Origin of the sequence: Rhodococcus pseudokoreensis, from assembly GCF_017068395.1 — a bacterium.
Lineage (GTDB): Bacteria > Actinomycetota > Actinomycetes > Mycobacteriales > Mycobacteriaceae > Rhodococcus_F > Rhodococcus_F pseudokoreensis.
Genome location: NZ_CP070615.1, coordinates 24,837 through 44,660 on the forward strand (window position 1 = coordinate 24,837; position 19,824 = coordinate 44,660).

Sequence of the window (19,824 nt, forward strand, 5' to 3'; positions counted from 1 at the left end):
GGGATGAATCGTTAGCGCGTTCGGTGGAGTTGGTCGACGCGTCCAGTGCAGTGTGTTCGGCTACCGATACACCAGCTTTAACCCTCCTCTGGCCATTCGGATTCGGTACGACTGATTACGCCACCGCCTTGGCGATCGGATCGCGGAAGTGGTTGGTCATGTCCTGCAGGGCCGTAGTGCCTGATGCATCGACGACGAGCTCCCCGTAGTTCTGATGAGTTCCGGACCCGATGAATGAGGCGAACTTGAGCCCTTCAGCACCGATCTGGGACAGGGCGTCTGCACCGTCAGAGCCTGCCAACGCGGTGAGGCTCGAGGCGAGCCCTCCAAGGTCCCTAGCCTGTGACTGCTGAGTGATCTGCTGTCCGGTCGTCGTGGACGCAGACACCGAACCGAGCTTGGACGCCTCGGTCTTCTGGCCACCGCTGAGTGTGCCCACCGCGATCTTCGCGAAGTCGAGGATATGGGGGAGTGCGCCGAGACCGGCTCCGATGATGTCGCCGGTCTCGATGGCGTGCCAGAGCTGCTTTTGGAGTTCGCCGGCGGTGTTCGCCAGACCGATGATGTCGAGATTCCCGACGAGTCCGATGATCATCGAGATGGTCTGCGCGGCACCGGATGGGTCGGGAATCATCGCGATCAGGGCCGCAGCCGTCTTGTAGTCGAGCCCGGCGGCGAGCTTGATGAGTGGCTCGAACAGGACGTTGATGCGGTCGAATTCGGCGTGGACAGCCTTAACTTTGGCCATTGGGTCGAGACCGGGATCGAGAACAATGTGCGGGATCCGGTTGAACAAGATGTCGAGGACTGCAGGGATGTTGTTGGCGAGGTCGAATGCGTTCGTCCCGATGTGCGTGACCTGGTTGATGAGCACGCTCGGCTTGATGATCGAGAGTGCGTCCGCCGCGAGTGACAGACCATCCGCCGGAGTGGCGGCCAAGGGGGAGACCTGAGTGGCCAAGGTGTCCACCGATGTCTGCAGCTGCTGCACCTGGTCCGGCGTGGAGGCATTCTGAACCGTCCGGGCGATGGTGTCCGCGGCCTGAAATGCACTCCTCAAGTCGATGCCTTTGACCTTGTCGACGATCTGGCTGGCGGCGTATTCGGGAGTCGAAGCGTCCGCGGTCTTGAGCGTCTGTTCCACTGCCGGATTCTGGGTAACCCAGCTGGTCGTATCGGCCACCGGAACAAGGGTGTTGGCAACGTCTGTCGCCGCCGATTCCATGCTCTCCAGGTCCGGAGCGCCGGACTGCAGCTGCTGCTGCAGGGTCTCGATGTTGCCGGCCAATCCCGGAAGATTGACCTTCGAGTAGTCGGAGATCAAGGCGTTCTGCAGACCCGCGGTGGTGGTTTGAGATCCATCGCTCTGCTGCGGACCGGAAGCAGTCGGAGGCTGGGCAAGCACTCGCCCAAGTCCTGCGAGCAATCCATCCTTGCCGGCGTTGGTCGAGCAGTAGAGGTCGTCGGGGGCGCAGTACGAACGCGTGACTGCAGCGGTCTTTCCGAAGCCGCCCGGCCTGGCCCCCGCGATTCCAATGCCGTCGACGGGCGGACCGACGAGAGTGTTGTCGCCATTCGAACTCTGCCGTGGGTCGGCAACAAGACCGACAGCGATCAACTTCTCTGCCGGGATCGGTCCCTTGTCGTGTCCGATCAACCATGCCAAGTCGCCGGCCACGTCCGCACCTTGGCTGTAGCCGCCGAGTGCGAACAGAGTGTTCGGGCATTGCGTTGCACGGGTCTGCATCACGCGCGCGCCGGCCGCGATGCCAGAGGCCTTACTGGTGCCATAGGTCTTGCCCTTGTTGAAGGCGGACGCTTCGTACGCCGGATAGGTGATCTTGATGGAGCTGCCGAACAGCTGGGAAAGAGGATCGGTGACCTGCTTGAGCAGACCCTTTGCGACGTCAGGATTAGCGGTTGAGTCCGTTTCGAACGTTCCCGGCATCATCACCACTTCCACTGCCGGGCAGCCCGATGATGCCGGCGCCGCCTCGGCCTGAATTGGCGACACAACCGCGATGAGGGAGGCGAGGAGTGCAGCGAGCAGGGAGGCGACGAGTAGGGGCACCCGGGCGCTGTAGTTGGCGCGACCGTCCGCGGAAGTTGGGGCGTGAAGGTTCGTCATGATTGTTCTCTCTTCGTCAGCGATACAGCGCCGGCACGATGACCCGACCGCTGTCGATATGAGTGGTGATTTCGCGGGGGAGAAAGTCAGCGACAGTGAGAGCGACTCTGCTCATCACATGCGAGGACTCGGAGAGCAGTCCGGGACGAGCGATTGTGGGGTGGGTGAGTGCAGCATCGAATCCACGCGTCGCTTCGAGGAGCAAGGACGTTTCGGTCAGAAGAAACACCGCCGCGATGAAGACCATGACGGTGAACAGAGGCGCGAGATTGCGGGTCATCAGATCGCCGCAGTAGTCGTTGCAGTCCGACGACGACCACGTGCAAACCGGGGTCGAGGAGTCGGCTGGTTGGAGGCGACGACACTTTTACGAATGCGTGTGACCGCGCGGTAGAGCCGCTGGCGAAGCGCTGCCGGAGTCATCCCAACCTCCGCGGCAATCACGGCCAGGTCGCAATCGGTCTGCTCGAGGTATGCCCGCTGAATCAGGGTGCGATCGAGGTCGTTGATGACCTTCTTTTCGACCGCCCAGGAGAGCAGAGCCGGAGCAGAGATATCCGCTTCCGGCTCGTTCTCTGCACTGTCGGACTCGTCCATGACATCGGAGGCGGGGATCTCCTGGGCGAAGGTTTCCTCGCGCGTGATCTTCTTCAGCGTGTGCAGGAAGAGTGCCGCGTAGACGTTCTCACCGGACGGCCTGTAGGTGGCGATCAGTGACATGAACGTGGCCACAGTGGAGGCCGCTCTCTCATCGCACGCGTGATACCGATCGTGCCCACTGACCCGTGCGTGGCGCGTCAGGGAGATGAGCTTGCCGAGCATCAGCTGCAGTAGCGCTCGCCCGGCAAGGGAGCTTCCTTCCTGATGCAGTGTCAGCAGCGCCAGAAGCACACCATCACGATCTCGGCGGTGCGCCGCGGCGAGATCGTTGAGATCCGCGACCTCACTGAGAGCGTCCTGGCTCACCGACCACGTCAAGACTTCGGCGGCGGCTGCGGGGCGAGCGCAGAGGTACATCCACTCGGTGTTCAAGCGGCTGTACAGATTGCTTTGCGCGGTGCTGCGAACCGGCGTTGCCGATGAAGCTGTGGTGGCGGTGGGTGCGTGGGTGGACGTTTCCACGATCGGTCTCCTCTGGGCGCGGGCGAGGTGGTCTCGCGCCCAGTACAGCAACCGGATATTGCCTCTGACCTGCGTGTTTGTTGTTGCCGAAGGCGGTGTTGTTATTGCCAAGGCTTGTTGCCGTGAAGGTTCCGGCTATGCGGCGGTGGGCAGGGAGTGCCCCTCACGTGCGCTCTTTCGGCTGAGGCAATAACCCCTTGGTGACTGCAGAAAAGACTTCAAGAAAGTTTCGCGAGCGATGTCACTCAAGCCCCCGGACCCGGATCTTCCTCCAAGTAGAAGCCCACTTTTTCTGTGTGGCGCTCTTCCACACCCCAGTCGCCAGGAGGACCGGATGCACGAGCTCGACAACTCGCTGCAAGCCCAGCTGCACGATCTCGGCTACGTGCACGCCGTCACCGAGGAGATCCGCCGAGTCGCGGCAGCCCTGGCGGTGAACCCTCTCGATGAAGAGGCGAGCACTTCGCTGTGGCTGTTGGTGTTCGTCGAAACGCCAGCCGCGCGCGCCGCGCTGTCGCGGGCGTCCGCATTCGACATCGCGGATTCCGTCCCCGATTGCAGAACGTCCGACCCGACGACAGAAGCCGGCATCCTATGAAAATCGACCTCGCGAAAATCAACAACTTCGGCCGCAGCCCCAAGAGCAAGACCGACCCTGCGACTGGAACTAGCGTCGACTCCGCTGTCGACGAAGCCGAGGAGTTGGCCCGCGCGGAGCGTGCACAGTGGGGCCTTCGGCAGGTGTGGACCACCCGACTTCTCAAGGCAGGAATCCTCGCCGCACTCGGCGCCGGAATAGTTGCCCTGATCCTCGTCGTCTTCGGATCCTCGCCCACCCCGAACCTCACCGACAACGCCACCGAAGACACCGCGGACGGCGACACAATCGGTCAAGCGAAAGCCGAAGATCTTGCTCGCCAGTTCGTCGTTGCCTGGCTCCAGGCATCGCGTGGGAATGAACAAGAACTCGATCATTTCGTCTCGGGAAACCCCAGCCTTCCGACCGCGCCGTTGTTTGCCGCGACTGATCCGGCCGTCGCGTCGATCGACTACGAGCAGAAGTCACGGACATACGCGGTGACGGTCTCGGTGTCAGTTCGAGCCGCCTCGGACGCGAATGCGGCCACAGTTCGTCGCTACTTTCAGGTGCCGGTTGTGGTCACCGAAGCAGGCGTGAGGGCCGCCGCACTCCCCGCCGAAGTAGCTGAACCGTCGACCTCGATCGACGTCAGACTCGGCTACAAGTACCGGGTCGCCAACCATCCCATCGCCACGTCCGCGCACGAGTTCCTGTCCGCGATGTTGACCGGCAACGGGGAAGTAGCCCGCTATCTCACGCCGGGGGTTTCGATCGCCCCGATTGTCCCGGCGCCGTATCGCAGCGTGGCAATCACCGATGTCTATTCGTCGGAAGACCTGAGTGCTGCCAGTGCATCGGCACCGCTGCCTGACGGTGATGTGGTGCGCCTCCTGGTGACGGCAGCGCAGAAAGTCACCGAGGTCGATTCGGTTAGTGGGCAGTACGCGCTGACGATGACCTCCCGCGGCGGCCGGTGGGAGGTCAGCGCAATTGACGCAACGCCGTTGTACCCGCCGGCGGCACCCCGAACACCATCCTCGTCAACGACCGCACCGAGCTCGACCACACCAAGTGCGGGTGCCCCGGAGTCTGCATCGTCTGATTCAGGTCCGGTTCCCGCATCGTCTGAATCAGGGCAGACCCCCGCACTTTCAGTGCCGACTGCCGGCGACGTGCCGTTGTTTTCCCCGTCAGGAACCGATCCTCATTCATCCGGAAGGTAACCCATCATGTCCATTGCGCTCGCAGCCACCGATCCCAACAACGCGGTCCTCGCCGTAGGGCTTTTCGACAAGGCGCAGGAGTTCACCAGCGACGGCAAGATGCTCCTCCAGTCGGCCGCCGGCTGCCTCGTTTTGTTCTTCCTTCTCAAGAATCTGATGGCCTCTTTCACAGTTGCCCGACTCATCATTTCCGCGCTCATCGGCGGTGCAGCACTGTGGGTCGTCTTCAACATGGACGTCCTCAAGGACTCGACAGGTGAGGAGTTGGAGAGCGCTCCCGCCGCGGTGCACCTCGTGGCCGAGCCGAGTTCCGGCTTAGACCTTCCCGTGTGATCTCCGCTCGTTCGCACCGGCTGAAAGACGCCTTGTCGGCAATGACCTCATTGCGCGACGGACCTCTACAAGGAGGGCTCCAATGTTCGATGTAGCTAGCACTGCGGAAGCGGGTTCGCGGCTTCGCCGGCATGAAGTCATGAGTGGGCCGGTGCTGCGATGAGCGACGAGCGCACCACCGGGGAAGTCATCAAGAACTTCACCCGCGCTCGCAAGGTGCCGCAGCTGATCGGGCGTACACCTGACGGACAGAAACTGCCGTTCGGTCCCTATACCGTTCCGCAGGCCGTCAGCGGCGCAATCGTCGGTGGGCTCCTGTGGCTCCTGCATCCACTGTGGCTTCGGGACAGCATTTCCTGGAACGTCGGATTCTTCGCCTTCTGGTCACTGGGCACCGTCTTTGTCGTCGGCAAACTCCGGTTTGCCGGCCGGAGCCCCGCCTCAGTGGCACAGGGGATCTGCGCCGCAGCCTTCGCGCCGGCCGGTGCCAAGATTCAGATCAACGGCCGCCGGGTGACCATCCGGCCACCCCACCTCGTGCGTCCGAGTGGCTACATCACTGCCGACCCCACGGCCGCCGAACTCAGAGCCACGGTCGTCCCGCAGGCCGCGCACATCGCCACCGCCGAGGTCACTGAAACCGCATCGGTGGAACCTGTCGCACCACGACCGCAGACCTCCGCTCCGATGCCCACACCGGCAAGCGGACCCACCCATCGCGCCGGCCGATCGAGCGTCAAGGAACTCCTCGCTCTGGCTGCTGCAGGCACCTCCGAGTAGAAAGCACCGCCACTATGGAACAGCCAACACTGTCAATGGCCGCGAACATCCGGTGGACGAAGTCCGGCGTTGTCTGGGCGGACTACGTGCTCACCGGTATCGACTACGGTTACCGCCCCGACGTGGACAAGCGCACTGCTCGTACCCTGCACACGATGCTCGTCCGCGCCCTTCCGGGCGAGTCACTGTTGATGGGCATCGCAGCATCGTTGAGCGCCGAAGCCATCGTTTCCCGAATGACCGAAGGCGTCGATCTCGATGCACACCCGGACTGGGCAACCGAATGCGAAGCGACTCTCGACTCGATCGAGCTATACCGCCCGGGGCAGAGGATCTACTGGCTGAGCATTCCGCTGACCACACCCAAGGTCGTCGATCAGGTCAAGGCCGCGGCTCATTCGGCCTGGACCACACTCTCCGACTACATCGGGCTGCCGCGGACCGCAATTAACGATGACGAGATCCGGGCCCGTGTCCGGCAGGCCAACCGGATCATGGCCGACATCCCCGGTGTCTTCGATGCGCAACCGGCCACTCCGGCTCAGATGATGTGGCTGTGGCAGCACGCGATGACGCGCGGACTGCATATCGACCCTGACCTGCCCGACGCAGCCGTGACGCCAGGAGCAAAGTCAGGTGCCGCACTGTCCGCATGCCGGATCGACGAGGGCGCCCAATCGGATCGAGAGAAGGCGCCGGGTTGGCGAGGCAAGGTCCCGACGTTCAGTCGGGTCCTGAAAGTGGACCAGCCATACGAATTCGTCGACCACCCTGCCTCCTACCAAGTGCTCCTCGCGCTCGCTGACACCCCCGCCGGTGGCGTCTATTTCCCCGGCTCGGAGTTCTTCACCCTCGCTGACGACTTCGGCGATATCGATGTCGATTTTGCCGTACGGCTCAAGGTCACCGCCGGTGCCGATGTCATGCGAGCGAACAAGCGCGCGCTCGAGAACCTGAAGGAGCAGTACGAACAGCGGGAAGGAGAGTTGGCCGGCGGCCAAGGTGTTCTCGACCTCGCTGCCGCCGCGTTGACCGAATACACCTCGTTGCTCGAGACGAACCGCGATGAGGTCGAGGTTGCCTGGACGGCGTTGTTCGCGGTAGGAGCTGATTCCGAGGAGCGTGCACTCGCTGATGCGAAGGCATTGGTGAAAGCGTTCGAACAGCAGGAATACAAGGTGGTCGCGCCGGTCGGCTACCAGGAAGACCTGTGGTGGGCGATGTTGCCTGGCGTTTCCACCTCGAAGATCGTCCGCGAGTTCGCGCAGATCACCACGTCGACGCATTTCGCGGCGTACATGCCGTTCATTCGCAACGATCTCGGCGATGGCAGTGGTCCGCTGTTGGCACTGAACATCACCACCTCTCGGATCGGTGTGGTTCACCACGACGTCGCCGGAAAGTCCCTGCGCGACCAGTCCGGATCCTTTGCGGTCACCGGTGAGCTCGGATCGGGCAAGTCGGTCACCATGAAGGTGATCGCCGGCCAGGTCGTCGACTGCGGGGGGCAGGTCATCGGTATCGACCAAAGCGATCTCGGCGAGTACGCCAATTGGGCCAGGGCCGTCACCGAGGCAGTCGTGGTCGACCTCGTCGAACCCGAATACAGCATGGATCCACTGAGGATCTTCGAGGCCGGGGTCGCAGCAGAAATGGCCCAGTCCGTGTTGTTGACACTGCTCCGGATCCAGCCTTCCTCAGACCTGGGCATCGCATTGGCGAAGGTGCTCGCGCCCGAGTACCGCGCAGAGCACCCCTACCAGGGTTTGGGCGAGCTGACCGAACACCTCCTGTCCGGTGCTTGCCCGATCGCCCACGCCCAAGATCTCGGCGAAGCGATGAACGTCTACGCCCGCCGCACCTACGCGGCGGCACTGTTCGGCAAAGATCTACCCCCGCTGCCCATTACTGCTCCCGGCATCATTTTCCGCACCCACAAGGTCGACTTGCCGACCCAGCTGCAGACCGAGAAGCAGCACCTCTACGAGAACCTGCCGCTGGAGAAGCGGTTCGGTCACGCGGTGTACACCCTGATAGCGAAGGTCGCCCGCGGACAGTGCTTCGCCGACCCCGACCAGATGGCGTTGTTCCTCGTCGACGAGGCCCACCACCTCCTGGGCGCCGACGACGGAGTCGACATCGTCGAGGACTTCGTGCTGCAGGGCCGCAAGTCCTCGGCCGCGGTGGGACTCGGCGACCAGGACTGCGCGTTCGGCACCCCGAAGCTGCGCGGTCTGATCAAGACCCGCATCGCGCACCGGCATACAGACGAAACCCTCGCCAAGCGCGCCGTTGAATGGCTCGGCCTCGACCCGGACGACTACGGACTGGTCAAGCAATACATGGAGCAGACAGCTCCGGTAACCGGAAAAGACAAGTACGTCGAACCGCACCGCCGCGGTGAAGGTTACATGCGCGATGGCAGCGGAAACGTCGGTCGTATCAAGACGCTGCTGCCGGCAACCGAGTCTCGCCGAATTGCAGTGTCGACCACTCCGAAGGACAACAAGCTGGTGAAAGCATGACCGCGGCCGCGGCGTCCTCCCGTGAACGGGAGGTGGTCGGCGCCCCCGAACCCCGGGAGTATTTCAGTGTCCGCGCCGCGGCCAAATACTCACTGCTGTGGCTTGTCACCGCATGGATTCCGCAATCCTGGCTGACCGCACTGATACACCTGACCCGTCCAGTAACCCACTGGCTGTGGGCACGCTGGTGGAGCCGGCTACTCATCCGCCTCATCGCCGGCTGGCACGCGGTCGGCGCCATCTTGATGGTCGTGGCCACCCCGGCTCTCGCCGATCCCGCCGGCGGCGGCGGTGCGAGCCCGTTCTTCGCCTGGATGAACCTGAAAGATTCGCACGGCATCGACGCGTGGGGCTACTTCCTGTCCATCGACAAAGGCAACGCCTCGGTGGGCGGCGGCTGGCGCATGATCTGGGCGTACATCATCACCCTCGAGTACGAGGTCTTCCGCTTCCTGATGGCAACGGCCATCTGGTTCATCACCTGGGTGCTCTCGTTCGAATGGCTCGAGCTGATCCTCACACCCGTGCGCACCATCGCCGACTCGGTCACCTCCATCACCGACCAGTTCGCGCTGACCCCGCTGATGCTCACAGTCGCCGGACTCAGCGTCGCCATCTGGATTATCCGCGGCCGATTCTCCACCGGAATCTACGAGCTCCTCATGTCCTGCGTCATCGCGGCCGCGGCCGTGGGCGTTCTCTCGAACCCGGTCGATCGGGTCCTCGGGGACGACGGGCTGGTGCTGTCGGCGCGAGATGCGGGCCTGGAAGTTGCCTCAGGGCTGGCGAACGGTGGTGATACCAGCGGAAACCCGCAGACCGAGATCGAGACGATCGAATCGAAACTCATCGATACGTTCATCCGCCAACCGACCCAACTGATCAACTTCGGAGTCGTTCTCGATGCCCCGGAAAACAACGGGAAATGCGTCAAAGAGTTCGACGCCGCGTACCTCGCGAAACCCAAGGAGCCTGGACTCGCGGACAAAGCGCAGGACGTCGTCTCCGAGATCGCCCCTGGGGCAGGCGTAGCCCTTGACCTGATCAATCCCGACGCGAAACCGGAAGACCGCGTCAAAGATGCCATCGCCAAATGTGAGGGGGAGGACGGGCCGATGAAGGCCTATGCCGACAACCCCGGTCCCGGACAAGCAATGGGCCTGTTTTTCCTGATCTTCGCCGGCGCACTCCTCATGGCCTTCGCGATCTACCTCGCTGGCCGATTGATCATCGCCGCAGGTGTCTCGATCGGCAATGCCATCAAATCGATACCAGGAGTCGTCCTCGCCATCGCACCCTCGATGCGCGGGCAGTTCTGGCGGACCATTGCCAACGTCGCAATGGCGTTGCTGCAGATGATCTTCGCCATCGTCTTCCTCGTGGGATACGTCATGGTCGTCGAGGATCTCTTCGCTGCAGACGAATCGAACCTGATCCGCACGGTGTTCTTCGTCGACATCTTCCTGGTCACCGCACTTCTCCTCTTCCGCCGAGCGGTCAAGGGAATGAAGCGAATGTCGGACAACCTGGCAACAATTCTGGCTAAACGGCCCAACGCCGCACCGACCGCCATCAGTCGCTCAACGCCCACCACAGCGCGCGACATCGCTGCGATGGCCGCCAACGGACGCCACATGTACCAGGGTGGAAAGGCCGTGGTGAAGGGGGCAGGAGCACTAGCGAAGAAGTCCGGCACTGCCGCGGCAACGACCGGAAAAGTCGCCGCCGGAGCCACGTCGACCGCCGCAACCGGCGGGGCAGCTGCAGTGCTGGTTGCCGGACGGGTCCTCTCCTCGACGGCGAAGCGAGCGAAGAACAAGGTCGACTCGATCGCCGATCCCGACAGCTACCCGAAGTCCACCTCAGGCACGGTCGGTGCCCAGACCGGTCGTGGAACCGCCGGTACGAACGCTGCTGCCGACGCTGTCCGGAGTCGACTGTCGAAAACGGCCGTGTCGGACAAGGCCGGCATCAAGCACCCCATCGGGGTCGCCCCGTCATTGCCGGTCCCCGACCCTGGCCAGGTCCGCGCCTCGGCCACGACGACCAGTAGCCCTGACGGTCGCCGATTCCGCGAATTCACCACCACATCTGGGGCGCCGGTGATGTTGCCGACTACACCGAGCCGCATCCCGCGACCAGCCAGACCCGCCTCTGCTGAAACAGGGATCCCCAACGGTTCAGGGTCGAAGACTGCTCAGCTGCTCGCTGCCGCAGCGCAGTCCGGATCCGCGCCGGTAGTCAAGCCAAGCGCACTGGCCCACCGAGCTCGCTGATGACGCTCCTCGACACACCACCGTCGACCCCGGACACACAGGAAGGCAACTCGAAAATGTGGTGGTGGCTGCCCGCCGGAATATCCGCCTTCGCCATGGTCATCATGATGGCTCCGATACTGGTCATCCTCGCGACGACCGGCAGTGACACGAACTGCGGTCGACCTGTGCCAGACGCCGGGGGCGGCAGCCTCATGGGAATCAAACCCGGATCCCTCGCGGTCCCGATGGCCGAAGGCACCTACACAATCAGCTCACCCTTCGGTATGCGCGAGACAGGCATGCACGACGGCCAGGACTACGCAGCACCACTGGACACCCCGTTCTACGCCGCCGGTGACGGCGAAGTCATCGCCGCCGAGCCCGCCGCCGGCTACGGACACTGGATCCGGATCCGGCACACCATCGAGGGCCAGATCGTCGAATCCCTATACGGGCACATGCAGGCGTCCGGGGTCCTCGTCCACACCGGAGACAAGGTCACAGCGGGCCAACTGATCGGCAAGGTGGGCAGCGAAGGACAGTCGAGCGGACCGCATCTTCACTTCGGCATCTACCCCGGAGGCTGGTCACTGGGCGGCGGAGTAGATCCCATTGCGTGGCTCACACAACACGGAACCATCTCGCCCAATGGAGGACCAGCAGAGCTGGTCGCACATCCCGATTCCACCGGTGGAGACCTACCACCGCTGCCCGCCGACGAAGGCAGCGAAGCGCACATGCAGGTCGACTCCATCCGCGTCATGCGCACAATCGCGGCGGCCTTCCCCGAGATCACCACCATCGGCGGATGGCGCCCCACGGACGACGTCGCCCAGGATCACCCCGACGGCCGCGCGGTCGACATCATGATTCCCGACTCCGCGAGCGCCCAAGGGAAGGCGCTCGGCGACAAGATCGCCCTGTACCTCCAACAGAACAAGGTGGCACTCGACGTCGAGTACTTGATCTGGCAACAGCGTTACTGGGATGGCACCGGTGACTGGTCACTGATGGAGGACCGTCACGGCTACACGGCAAACCACTTCGACCACGTACACGTGACACTCGAGGGCGGTGGGATGCCGACCGCCGACTCCCGCTACGGCAGCGCTCCGGGCGGTACGACCACCATGGAGCCGTGCCCGCCAGAGGGCGGTGATCATACCAAGTTCGCCCCTGGCAGCATCCCGCCGCAATACACCAACGCAGTCTCGGCCGCTGGGTCTCTGTGCCCAGAGGTGAGCCCGGTTCTGGTTGCCGGCATCGTTCAACAAGAGTCCGGGTTCAACGAAAAGGCCGTCAGCAAGGGCGATGGCGTAAACCAGGGCGGCGCCGAAGGAATGAGTCAGTTCATGCCGGAGACCTGGAAGGCATTCGGTACGGATTCCGGTCTAGATCGAAACGGAAAAGCGGAACCACCGAACGCTGCCGACCCGTTCAATCCGTACGACGCGATCGCCTCGGAAGGGCGCTATCTCTGCCACATCGCCGACTACCTTCGACCGCATCACGACAGTGGAGCCGTCAAGGGCGACTTCACCGATCTGATCATCGCCGCCTACAACGGCGGGGAGGGTGCCGTCGTCACCTACGGCGGGATTCCGCCATTCGGCCAGACCCAGGCATACGTGCCGGCCGTGCGTGAGCACATGAAGAAGTTGGCGGCCTGACACTCGCTCGGACGTTATTGCCCGGCGCCCGGCACAGGGCCGGCCACCCACCCACCGCTCGGTAGTAGTGGAAGTGCGCACTCGGGCAGGGTGAGGCGAATTCATGCCCGTCCCGGGTGAAGTCCGACCCCTTGGCAATAAGGGGTAAGTGGTCCCGACTCGGGATCAGCGCAGACGTTCAGAGACACGAAAAACCCCCTAGCGGGTGTGTTTTCGCGAGGAGGACTTGGCAGGTCCTCCGCTTATGGCCTTGGCCGGGCCGTCACTTTTCTCTGAGGTGAGTGTCGAAAGTTGGCGCTTTCTGAAACTCATGAAACTCGTACTGCATCCCAGGCCCAGGGTAACTGACTGGTGCCGGGCCAGCAGTGTTACTCGGACTGGAGGAGCAACCATTTCTTCCGCCCCTGCCGCGAGCGAGCGGCAACGCCGAGCTGTTCGTTCAGAGGAGCACTGTCGGCTGAACCCGTACCGGATGCCGACGGTGGCGGGACGGCGTTGGGACGGGTTCGCGATCGGTGTGCGAGACCAGCGAGATCAGTGGCATGGCGCCAAGGACAGGTACGCAAGCGAGGCTCAAGGAACGATCAACACGCGTGAGATGGGTTGTTGCCTGAGCGGGAATATACCCTTACGCGGGGGCTTCGCTCCGATCCATGCTCTCTTCGTTGCGCTGATCGGAGCGTAACCCACGTGTCAAGGGGGTGGTGGGTGTAAACCGGGGTGTCCTGACTCAGTGAAGTTGGCGACGACTCAGTGAATCTGGCGAGTGCTGCGGTCTATCTGGCGGACGGCTCAGCTGTCAACGGACATTCGTTCCCGCCCACTGGCGGACACGAAACCTGCCCATAGGCGGACACGTTTCTGCCCACTGGCGGACATCCGTTTCTGCCCACTGGCGGACACGAAACTGCCCACGGTGTTGTGTTGTGGTCAGGTGAGTGGGTCGACGCCGGTGCCGGCGAGGGCTTGGCTCATCCGGATCGATTTACCGCTGGTCTGACACAGGTGGGCGTGGTGCATGAGCCGATCGACGGTGGCGGTGGCCAGGGTCTTGGGCATCAGCTCGTCGAATCCAGCCGGATGAAGATTCGACGACAGCGCCAGGGCGCGTTTCTCATATGCGGCGTCGACCAGCCGGTAGAGGCCCTCGGCGGCGTCGGCGGCCACCGGCAACAGGCCGATGTCATCAATGACCACGAGATCGGCGCGCAGCAGCTTGGTCAGAGCCCCCGAGACCGAGTCGTCGGCGCGGTGCCGGCGGATCAGGGCGCCGAGGTCTTCGAGGGTGAACCACAACACCTTCCGTCCCTGTTCGACGGCGTGCTGGCCGAGGGCCTCGAGGAAGAATGTCTTGCCCGTGCCGGACGGGCCGCAGACCACCAGGTTCTCGCGCCGCTCGATCCATTCCAGGGTGCGCAGCGCCTGCTGCGTCGGCGCCGGGATGGACGACAGTTCCGGTTTCCAGGCGTCGAAGGTCTTGCCGGTGGGAAACGCGGCGGCGGCGCGGCGGGTGGCCAGTGCCGAGCGTTCCCGCCCGGCGGCCTCCTCGGTGAGCAGCGCCTTGAGGACCTCGGCGGGTTCCCACCGTTGGGCGCGGGCGGTGGCCAGCACGTCGGGGGCGGCGCGGCGGATGTGCGGCAGCCGCAGCCGGTGCAGCAGGGTTTCCAGGTCGGTCGGCAGCGGCGGCGCCGCCGGTGGTGCGGTGGTCACGAGGGTCTCCTTCGGGTGCCGGTTGAATCGGACTGTGAACTCGATTAGTTGGTGGTGCAGAGCTTTTCGTGTTCATGCGGGTGGTGTCTCTAGAGTTCGGTGGCCTCGTCGGCGGGAACCCCGTCACCCAGGGCGGCCCAGCCGCTGGTGCCCTGGGCCAGGGACCGGGATTCGTCGGCCCGGTGGGTGCGATCCGAGGCGACGCCGGCGGGGTGGGCATCGAGGATCGCCATGAGGTCGCCCTCGGCGAAGCGCCCGTACGCGGCGGCGTGCCCGAGCGCCCAGTCGACCCGTTCGGCGCCGAGCAGCTTCGCCAGGGTGACCGCGTGGTCCATCTTCACGCGGATCTTCCCGGTGCCGGCCTCGGCGGCCTCACACAACCACAGCCGGGCACCGGCACCGATGTCGCAGAACGCGTGTTCGGCGTCGGTCCGCGGGATCGGCTGCCGGCCCAGCACCCCGGCCGGGGGCGGCGGGAAGTGCTCGTCGCAGATCTGCGGGGAGCCGGGGCGGGCCCGCCGGTGCCGGGCGACCTCGACCGGACCGGTGTCGCCGTGGTGGACGAAGACGACCCGTTCGGAGGCTCCGGCGCCGTGTGCGCGGACGAACACCGTCTGCCCGCGCAGGGTGTGCGGCACCGAGTACTGGCCGTTCTCGAACGCGACCATCGGTGTGTTGTCGGGCACGATGCGCGTCACTCCCCAGGTGACGGTGTGTGCGGCGGCGGGGACCGGATGCAGGTGGAGGCGTTCTTCGGCGAGCATCTCGGCCGGGACGCGGCGGGTGGTGCGGTGGATGCGGGTGTTGACCTGCTCGCAGAAGGCGGTGCAGGCGGCCTCGAGGTCATCGAAACTGTCGTACTCGGCGGCGAGGTTGTGGTCGGTGGGCACCAGGTCGGCCTTGGCGAGCTTGACGGTGTTCTCCACCCCGCCCTTGGTGGCCGGGTCCGCGGGCAGGCAGGTCTTGACGACCAGGCCGTAGAACCGGGCGAAGGAGACCACGCCGGGGTTGCGGACGGCGACTGAGGCGACGTGTTCGGTGGTGACCATCTTCTCGTTGTCGGTGAGCAGATACGTCGGGACACCGCCGATCCGGCGGAAGGTCCGGTCCAGGCCCGCATAGACGGACGGGGCGGTGCGGTCGCGCAACGGGATCACCACCCGGTGCCGGCACCAGGCCAGCCACGCGCACAGCAGCACCGTCTTGGTGCCGTCGACGACCGGGCCGTCGCCGAAGTCGTACTGCAACCAGAGGCCGGGTTCGGTGATCCACGGCCTGTGCACCCTGGTGTGGCCGAGCCGGTAGGCGCGTTTGATCCGGGCGACGGCGCGGCGGGTGGTGCGTTCGGTGCCGGTGAATCCGAGGGCGAGCAGTTTGTCGTGGGCGATGTCGGCGCGGACCCGGCCCTTCGAATGTTCGACCCATTCTTCGATTTTCGGTAGGTACTCGTCGATCAGCATCGGTCTCTTCTCCCGCGGTGGGGTCGGCGCATCGGCGGTGTCGCGTTCGGCGACGAGGCGGGCGACGGTGTGATGTGAGCATCCCGCCAGTGCGGCGGCGGCACGGTAGGACTTCGTCAGGTCGTAGGCAGCAAGAATTTCCATGACTTCCTTGGCAGACTTCACGGTGGCCTCTCCTCGGTGGCTCGCATTCTCGGCGTGGTAGCACCGTCGAGCGAACCCGAGGAGAGGCCCCGATCCGGGGAGGCGATCGGGAAGAAAATCGAACGTGCCGTATCAGGCGGACAGACCCGGGTGGGCAGTTTCGTGTCCGCCAGTGGGCAGAAACCCGTGTCCGCCAGTGGGCAGTTTCATGTCCGCCTGTGGGCGTTTTCGTGTCCGCCTATGGGCAGTTTTTCATGTCCGCCGACACTCAGCGAACCTGGCGAATCCGAGGTGGTCACCCGCGATCGGGAATGAATCGAGGCACCGAGTTCCATGCTCGCCACGTTCTTTAACTCCGAAGTCGCCGCGGCGACTCAATAGACCTGGCGAACAGCAGGTACGGCCGCTGCGATCTCGCCAGATCCACTGAGCCAGGACACGGGGTGTCCAGGCTCGGTATGTCTGATGCCGACTCAGCAGATGTCCTGTGTCAGCGAATCGTCCTCTTTGTCACTGAATCTTGCTCATGCGGCTCGTTCTGCCACTCTGGTTTGCTCGACCCGACCTCGATCAGAGCCATCCCTCCGCTGTTCAGCCGCATCGGCCGCCATCCCATTCCACTGGAGACACCGACTGCTCACACTGCAGACCACCAACCACCACTGCGGTGGCGGCCGAACCGACCACAACATCTACACGCACGCAGCCATCTACCCCAACGCCGTCGTCCGCGCTGCGCAGATCCTCAACCGCAGCACTCACCCGAAATCAAGCAAGATCCAGTGGCGAAATCCTCCGGATCTCCGGTCCACCAGCAGCCTTGCCCAGTGCCAGTTCGCCACTCAAGATTCCTCACCCCAGGTCCAGGCGCCGGCCTCAAGGACGATTCGCTGGCACAGGACAGCAGATCTGATGCGCCCGACGGTCGATCTGATGCCTGGCTCAGCGAATCTGATTCGAGGTCACCCAGGTCACGGCCCGACGCCCTCGTGCGTCGGACCTGCCGACCGAGTGGCATTGGACGGGCGGCACGCCAGCAGATTCCACGCGCATCAGATTCAATGAGTCGAAGTCCAACATTGCGACTCAGACAATCTGATGCACCGCAGGTCGCCGGCATCAGATTCATTGAGCCAGGACACGGGGATTGCCGTACCGGCATGGCGGTGTCGCAAGGTCGGGTCAATGGGATGAGGATGGGACGCCTCCCAGAGGACTCCAACATGAGGCGATGAGCGCTGTGGAGCGAGCACGGACCAGAAAACTTGGCCAGCGCGTGTCACACAAGCTCCCTTACCGGGATCTTCCTCCGAGTAGGAGAGATCAATCAGCGGCGAGGTGGTGTGCTCGCTCGCGCGGGAGGGAGCAGCGTGGAAATGCGAACTGCGAACGCAAGGTGGCCGCGGCACGGATCGGAAGTTGGATACGCGGAGTCAGGAAGTACGAATCGGCGAGAGGAAGGCAATCGCGGTGCCGGCACGCCCGTGCTCTCCTCGGCGACTGGTGAAGGCGAGGCCTGGCGATGACAACCACACCTCCGCAGCAAAGTGGTGCGCGGTTCGCACGCTCTCCCCGAATCAGTTCCTTGCCCCCGCGGCCGCACACCTGGCTTCGCGACAGCTTCTGTTTGGGTACCACCGCGGTCGGTGCCAGCGCCGCCGCTCCGCTGTTCGGATACAGCGCCCTCGCGATGCCCGCCGCGGCGGGCTTGTCGATCGCTGCCGTCTACGCCGGAGTAGCCGGCAAACGTAAGCAGCTTCGCGATGTCGACGTCGACGAGGTGATCGAAAGGCTGTGCCCGATCGTGGGACTGCCGGAGGCCACCCGGGCGGTGCTGTCGACGTCGAAATGGAGTCGTGGATGGCCGGGACTTCCGGGGAAACTCACCGTGCACTACGACTCGACACAGGCACTGAATGACGAGACGTGGCTCGCTGATATCTGCGGGGTCTTCGAAGATCAAGGGTGGGGTTTCTTCGAACTCGACAAGCACGACCCCGCCCGCCGGCGCCTGATCTTCACGCCCGCTGCCGAGCCGGAACGAGAAGTCTCCGACAGCGACCAGGTTGTGCGCGCGAAGCGGATCATCGCCCAACTGTTGGGCCCGACCGCGACCGTAACCGCAATCGACGTCGCCGCCGAAACCGGCGAAGTGACCTCAATGGAAGTACGTCACGAACTTGGTCCGAAACTGGAATCGGATGGCTACCGGACCCGCGTCGAACGAGGAATGAGCGCGACGTTGCCCGGTCGCTGGCGAGCACGGTGGAACCTTGAAACGGATTGGGTTCGATTCGAGCAACGCACAGCGTTCCCGGACAGTGTCTGGTTGCCGGCACCGGACCTCGACCCCGGTGCCGATCTCCTGGCCAGTTACGACTCGGTGGAAATTCCGTACGGAATCGACGAAGACGGCAACGAGGTTGTATGGCGGCCGGCGATCGACCCGAACCTGATGCTGATCGGCCCACCCGGAAGCGGAAAGACCGTGACCGCACACAATCTGTTGGTCAACTTCTCGCGACGTGGATGGCCGATCTGGGTCCTCGACGGCAAGTACGTCGAATTCCTGGGATTCCAGGACTGGCCCAACGTACAAGTCGTCGCTACAACCATCGAGCAGCAAGTGGCGTTGGTCCACCGCGCCCGCGATCTCATGGAGTTCCGCTACCAGAAGATCGTTACCGGCGAGGCGACAGAAGCGGACTTCGAACCAGTACTCGTCTTTCTCGACGAATGGGCCGAGTTCCGCGGCAACGTCGAAGACTGGTACTCCAGGGTCAAACCGAAAGGCGGCGCCCGACAGCCACCGGTGCTCAACATGCTCGCGTCGATGGCACGCAAAGCCCGAACCTCGCGAGTACATCTAGTCTTCGGAACCCAGCGTCCCGACGCGCAGTACTTCCTCGGCGACATGCGTGACAACTTCGCGATGCGCATCTCCATGGGCCGGCTCTCCCCACAAGGGGCGCTCATGATGTGGCAATCACCGACGATCGGAACCAGCGTGCCCCGCAAGTGCCGCGGCCGCGGCACCACCGTCACTGACAACTATCAGCCCATCGAGATCCAGTGCTACCGCGTACCCGACCCACGCAAGACGCGCGCCGGCACCTTCGAGTACGACCTGCTCGACACCCTCCGACCCCAAATAACACGCCATCCACGATTGCTGATCGTCCCGCCGGACGAACTTCCGGACATCGACGCCGACGACACGTCAGAACCGGCGCCGCTGACGTACTTCGACTACATCGAGGCCGAATGGGTACTGGCCAGCGACCGACCCGACCTCGATCCGGTACTCAGAAGAGCGAAGATGACCCACGAAACCGATCGGCGTCTCGCGTCACCGACGGCGCTCCTCGGGCTACTCGGGGGCCGCGCCGAGCCCACCAACGAAGCAGCGGTAGAGCTCGACGACTACCGCACCCCGACGGCCGCCGGCGCAACCGATGCCGCCTCGTTCCTCGATCAGCTCTCTGCTCCACAACTCGGTGAATCCTCCGCCGCTCGGGCGGAGTCCTCACGCGCTCGACTAGCCCTGGTCAAAGAACCGGCAGCAACCGAACCAGAGATACCGGCGGGTGGAGCCGAGGTCTTCGACCTACCGGACGATTCACCTGACACCTACGACGACCAGTACGGGCCAGTCCGCGATGTTCGCGCGGCCGATGTCGCACTCGGGGACCTGTTGCTGATGGAGGACACCGACGAATGGGTCGTCGTAGACACCGATCCCGAACCGGACATCATCGAAGACTCATTGCTGTCACTGACCTGGCGCAGCGACACCGACGAGTTCGGCGACTTCGCCTTACCTGATAGTTCCTACGTATCGATTCGCAAACCCATCCAGGTATCGGGCTGAGCTGGCAACGAGGACGGCTG

General features: G+C 63.9%; 13 protein-coding genes. 8 read left to right on the forward strand and 5 right to left on the reverse strand.

Annotated elements, in window-relative coordinates; translation table 11 throughout:
• Positions 1-115: 115 nt before the first annotated feature.
• Genes JWS13_RS02360 through JWS13_RS02370 form a run of 3 tightly spaced genes read right to left on the reverse strand, consistent with a single transcriptional unit; the run spans position 116 to position 3,250 of the window.
• A complete protein-coding gene (locus JWS13_RS02360; protein WP_206004305.1) occupies positions 116-2,128 on the reverse strand; it encodes a cutinase family protein in 2,013 nt (670 codons plus the stop codon).
• Positions 2,129-2,144: 16 nt separating this feature from the next.
• The gene (locus JWS13_RS02365; protein WP_206004307.1) at positions 2,145-2,408 is read right to left on the reverse strand and encodes a hypothetical protein; all 264 of its coding nucleotides are present in this window, start codon (positions 2,406-2,408) and stop codon (positions 2,145-2,147) included.
• Positions 2,408-3,250 (reverse strand): sigma-70 family RNA polymerase sigma factor, encoded by an 843-nt coding sequence (locus tag JWS13_RS02370; protein ID WP_206004309.1) that lies wholly within the window; start codon positions 3,248-3,250, stop codon positions 2,408-2,410. Before JWS13_RS02370 ends, JWS13_RS02365 begins: the two co-directional genes overlap by 1 nt.
• Positions 3,251-3,584: 334 nt before the next feature.
• Here JWS13_RS02370 and JWS13_RS02375 point away from each other — a divergent pair, with 334 nt between their 5' ends.
• The 7 genes from JWS13_RS02375 (at position 3,585) to JWS13_RS02405 (ending at position 12,619) form a co-directional block, all read left to right on the forward strand.
• Positions 3,585-3,848: a hypothetical protein gene (locus JWS13_RS02375; protein ID WP_206004311.1), complete on the forward strand. Its 264-nt coding sequence runs from the start codon at positions 3,585-3,587 to the stop codon at positions 3,846-3,848.
• Complete coding sequence (locus tag JWS13_RS02380; protein ID WP_206004312.1) at positions 3,845-5,053, forward strand: conjugal transfer protein; 1,209 nt, start codon at positions 3,845-3,847, stop codon at positions 5,051-5,053. Before JWS13_RS02375 ends, JWS13_RS02380 begins: the two co-directional genes overlap by 4 nt.
• 6 nt (positions 5,054-5,059) lie before the next feature.
• Positions 5,060-5,386: a hypothetical protein gene (locus JWS13_RS02385; protein ID WP_206004314.1), complete on the forward strand. Its 327-nt coding sequence runs from the start codon at positions 5,060-5,062 to the stop codon at positions 5,384-5,386.
• Positions 5,387-5,545: 159 nt separating this feature from the next.
• On the forward strand, positions 5,546-6,166 hold the full coding sequence (locus tag JWS13_RS02390) for a hypothetical protein (protein ID WP_206004315.1): 621 nt from the start codon (positions 5,546-5,548) through the stop codon (positions 6,164-6,166).
• A gap of 14 nt (positions 6,167-6,180) precedes the next feature.
• Positions 6,181-8,691, forward strand: a complete 2,511-nt coding sequence (locus JWS13_RS02395; protein WP_206004317.1) for an ATP-binding protein — start codon at positions 6,181-6,183, stop codon at positions 8,689-8,691.
• Positions 8,688-10,967, forward strand: coding sequence for a hypothetical protein (locus JWS13_RS02400; RefSeq protein WP_206004319.1), 2,280 nt, complete (start codon positions 8,688-8,690; stop codon positions 10,965-10,967). The genes JWS13_RS02395 and JWS13_RS02400 overlap by 4 nt, the downstream gene beginning before the upstream one ends.
• Positions 10,967-12,619 (forward strand): M23 family metallopeptidase, encoded by a 1,653-nt coding sequence (locus tag JWS13_RS02405; protein WP_206004320.1) that lies wholly within the window; start codon positions 10,967-10,969, stop codon positions 12,617-12,619. The genes JWS13_RS02400 and JWS13_RS02405 overlap by 1 nt, the downstream gene beginning before the upstream one ends.
• Before the next feature lie 930 nt (positions 12,620-13,549).
• Here JWS13_RS02405 and istB read toward each other — a convergent pair.
• Complete coding sequence (gene istB, locus JWS13_RS02410; protein ID WP_141466918.1) at positions 13,550-14,329, reverse strand: IS21-like element helper ATPase IstB; 780 nt, start codon at positions 14,327-14,329, stop codon at positions 13,550-13,552.
• An 89-nt stretch (positions 14,330-14,418) separates the two neighbouring features.
• The gene (gene istA / locus JWS13_RS02415; protein WP_206004322.1) at positions 14,419-15,954 is read right to left on the reverse strand and encodes an IS21 family transposase; all 1,536 of its coding nucleotides are present in this window, start codon (positions 15,952-15,954) and stop codon (positions 14,419-14,421) included.
• 1,501 nt (positions 15,955-17,455) lie between these two features.
• Between istA and JWS13_RS02420 the strand changes: the two genes are divergently transcribed.
• Positions 17,456-19,804, forward strand: a complete 2,349-nt coding sequence (locus tag JWS13_RS02420; protein WP_206004324.1) for an FtsK/SpoIIIE domain-containing protein — start codon at positions 17,456-17,458, stop codon at positions 19,802-19,804.
• Positions 19,805-19,824: the final 20 nt, after the last annotated feature.

Bases quoted from the DNA above. Each gene is read 5' to 3' on its own strand.
- JWS13_RS02360 (WP_206004305.1), bottom strand. From the start codon at position 2,128: ATGACGAACCTTCACGCCCCAACTTCCGCGGACGGTCGCGCCAACTAC.
- JWS13_RS02365 (WP_206004307.1), bottom strand. From the start codon at position 2,408: ATGACCCGCAATCTCGCGCCTCTGTTCACCGTCATGGTCTTCATCGCG.
- JWS13_RS02375 (WP_206004311.1), top strand. From the start codon at position 3,585: ATGCACGAGCTCGACAACTCGCTGCAAGCCCAGCTGCACGATCTCGGC.
- JWS13_RS02380 (WP_206004312.1), top strand. From the start codon at position 3,845: ATGAAAATCGACCTCGCGAAAATCAACAACTTCGGCCGCAGCCCCAAG.
- JWS13_RS02385 (WP_206004314.1), top strand. From the start codon at position 5,060: ATGTCCATTGCGCTCGCAGCCACCGATCCCAACAACGCGGTCCTCGCC.
- JWS13_RS02390 (WP_206004315.1), top strand. From the start codon at position 5,546: ATGAGCGACGAGCGCACCACCGGGGAAGTCATCAAGAACTTCACCCGC.
- JWS13_RS02395 (WP_206004317.1), top strand. From the start codon at position 6,181: ATGGAACAGCCAACACTGTCAATGGCCGCGAACATCCGGTGGACGAAG.
- JWS13_RS02400 (WP_206004319.1), top strand. From the start codon at position 8,688: ATGACCGCGGCCGCGGCGTCCTCCCGTGAACGGGAGGTGGTCGGCGCC.
- JWS13_RS02405 (WP_206004320.1), top strand. From the start codon at position 10,967: ATGACGCTCCTCGACACACCACCGTCGACCCCGGACACACAGGAAGGC.
- JWS13_RS02420 (WP_206004324.1), top strand. From the start codon at position 17,456: ATGACAACCACACCTCCGCAGCAAAGTGGTGCGCGGTTCGCACGCTCT.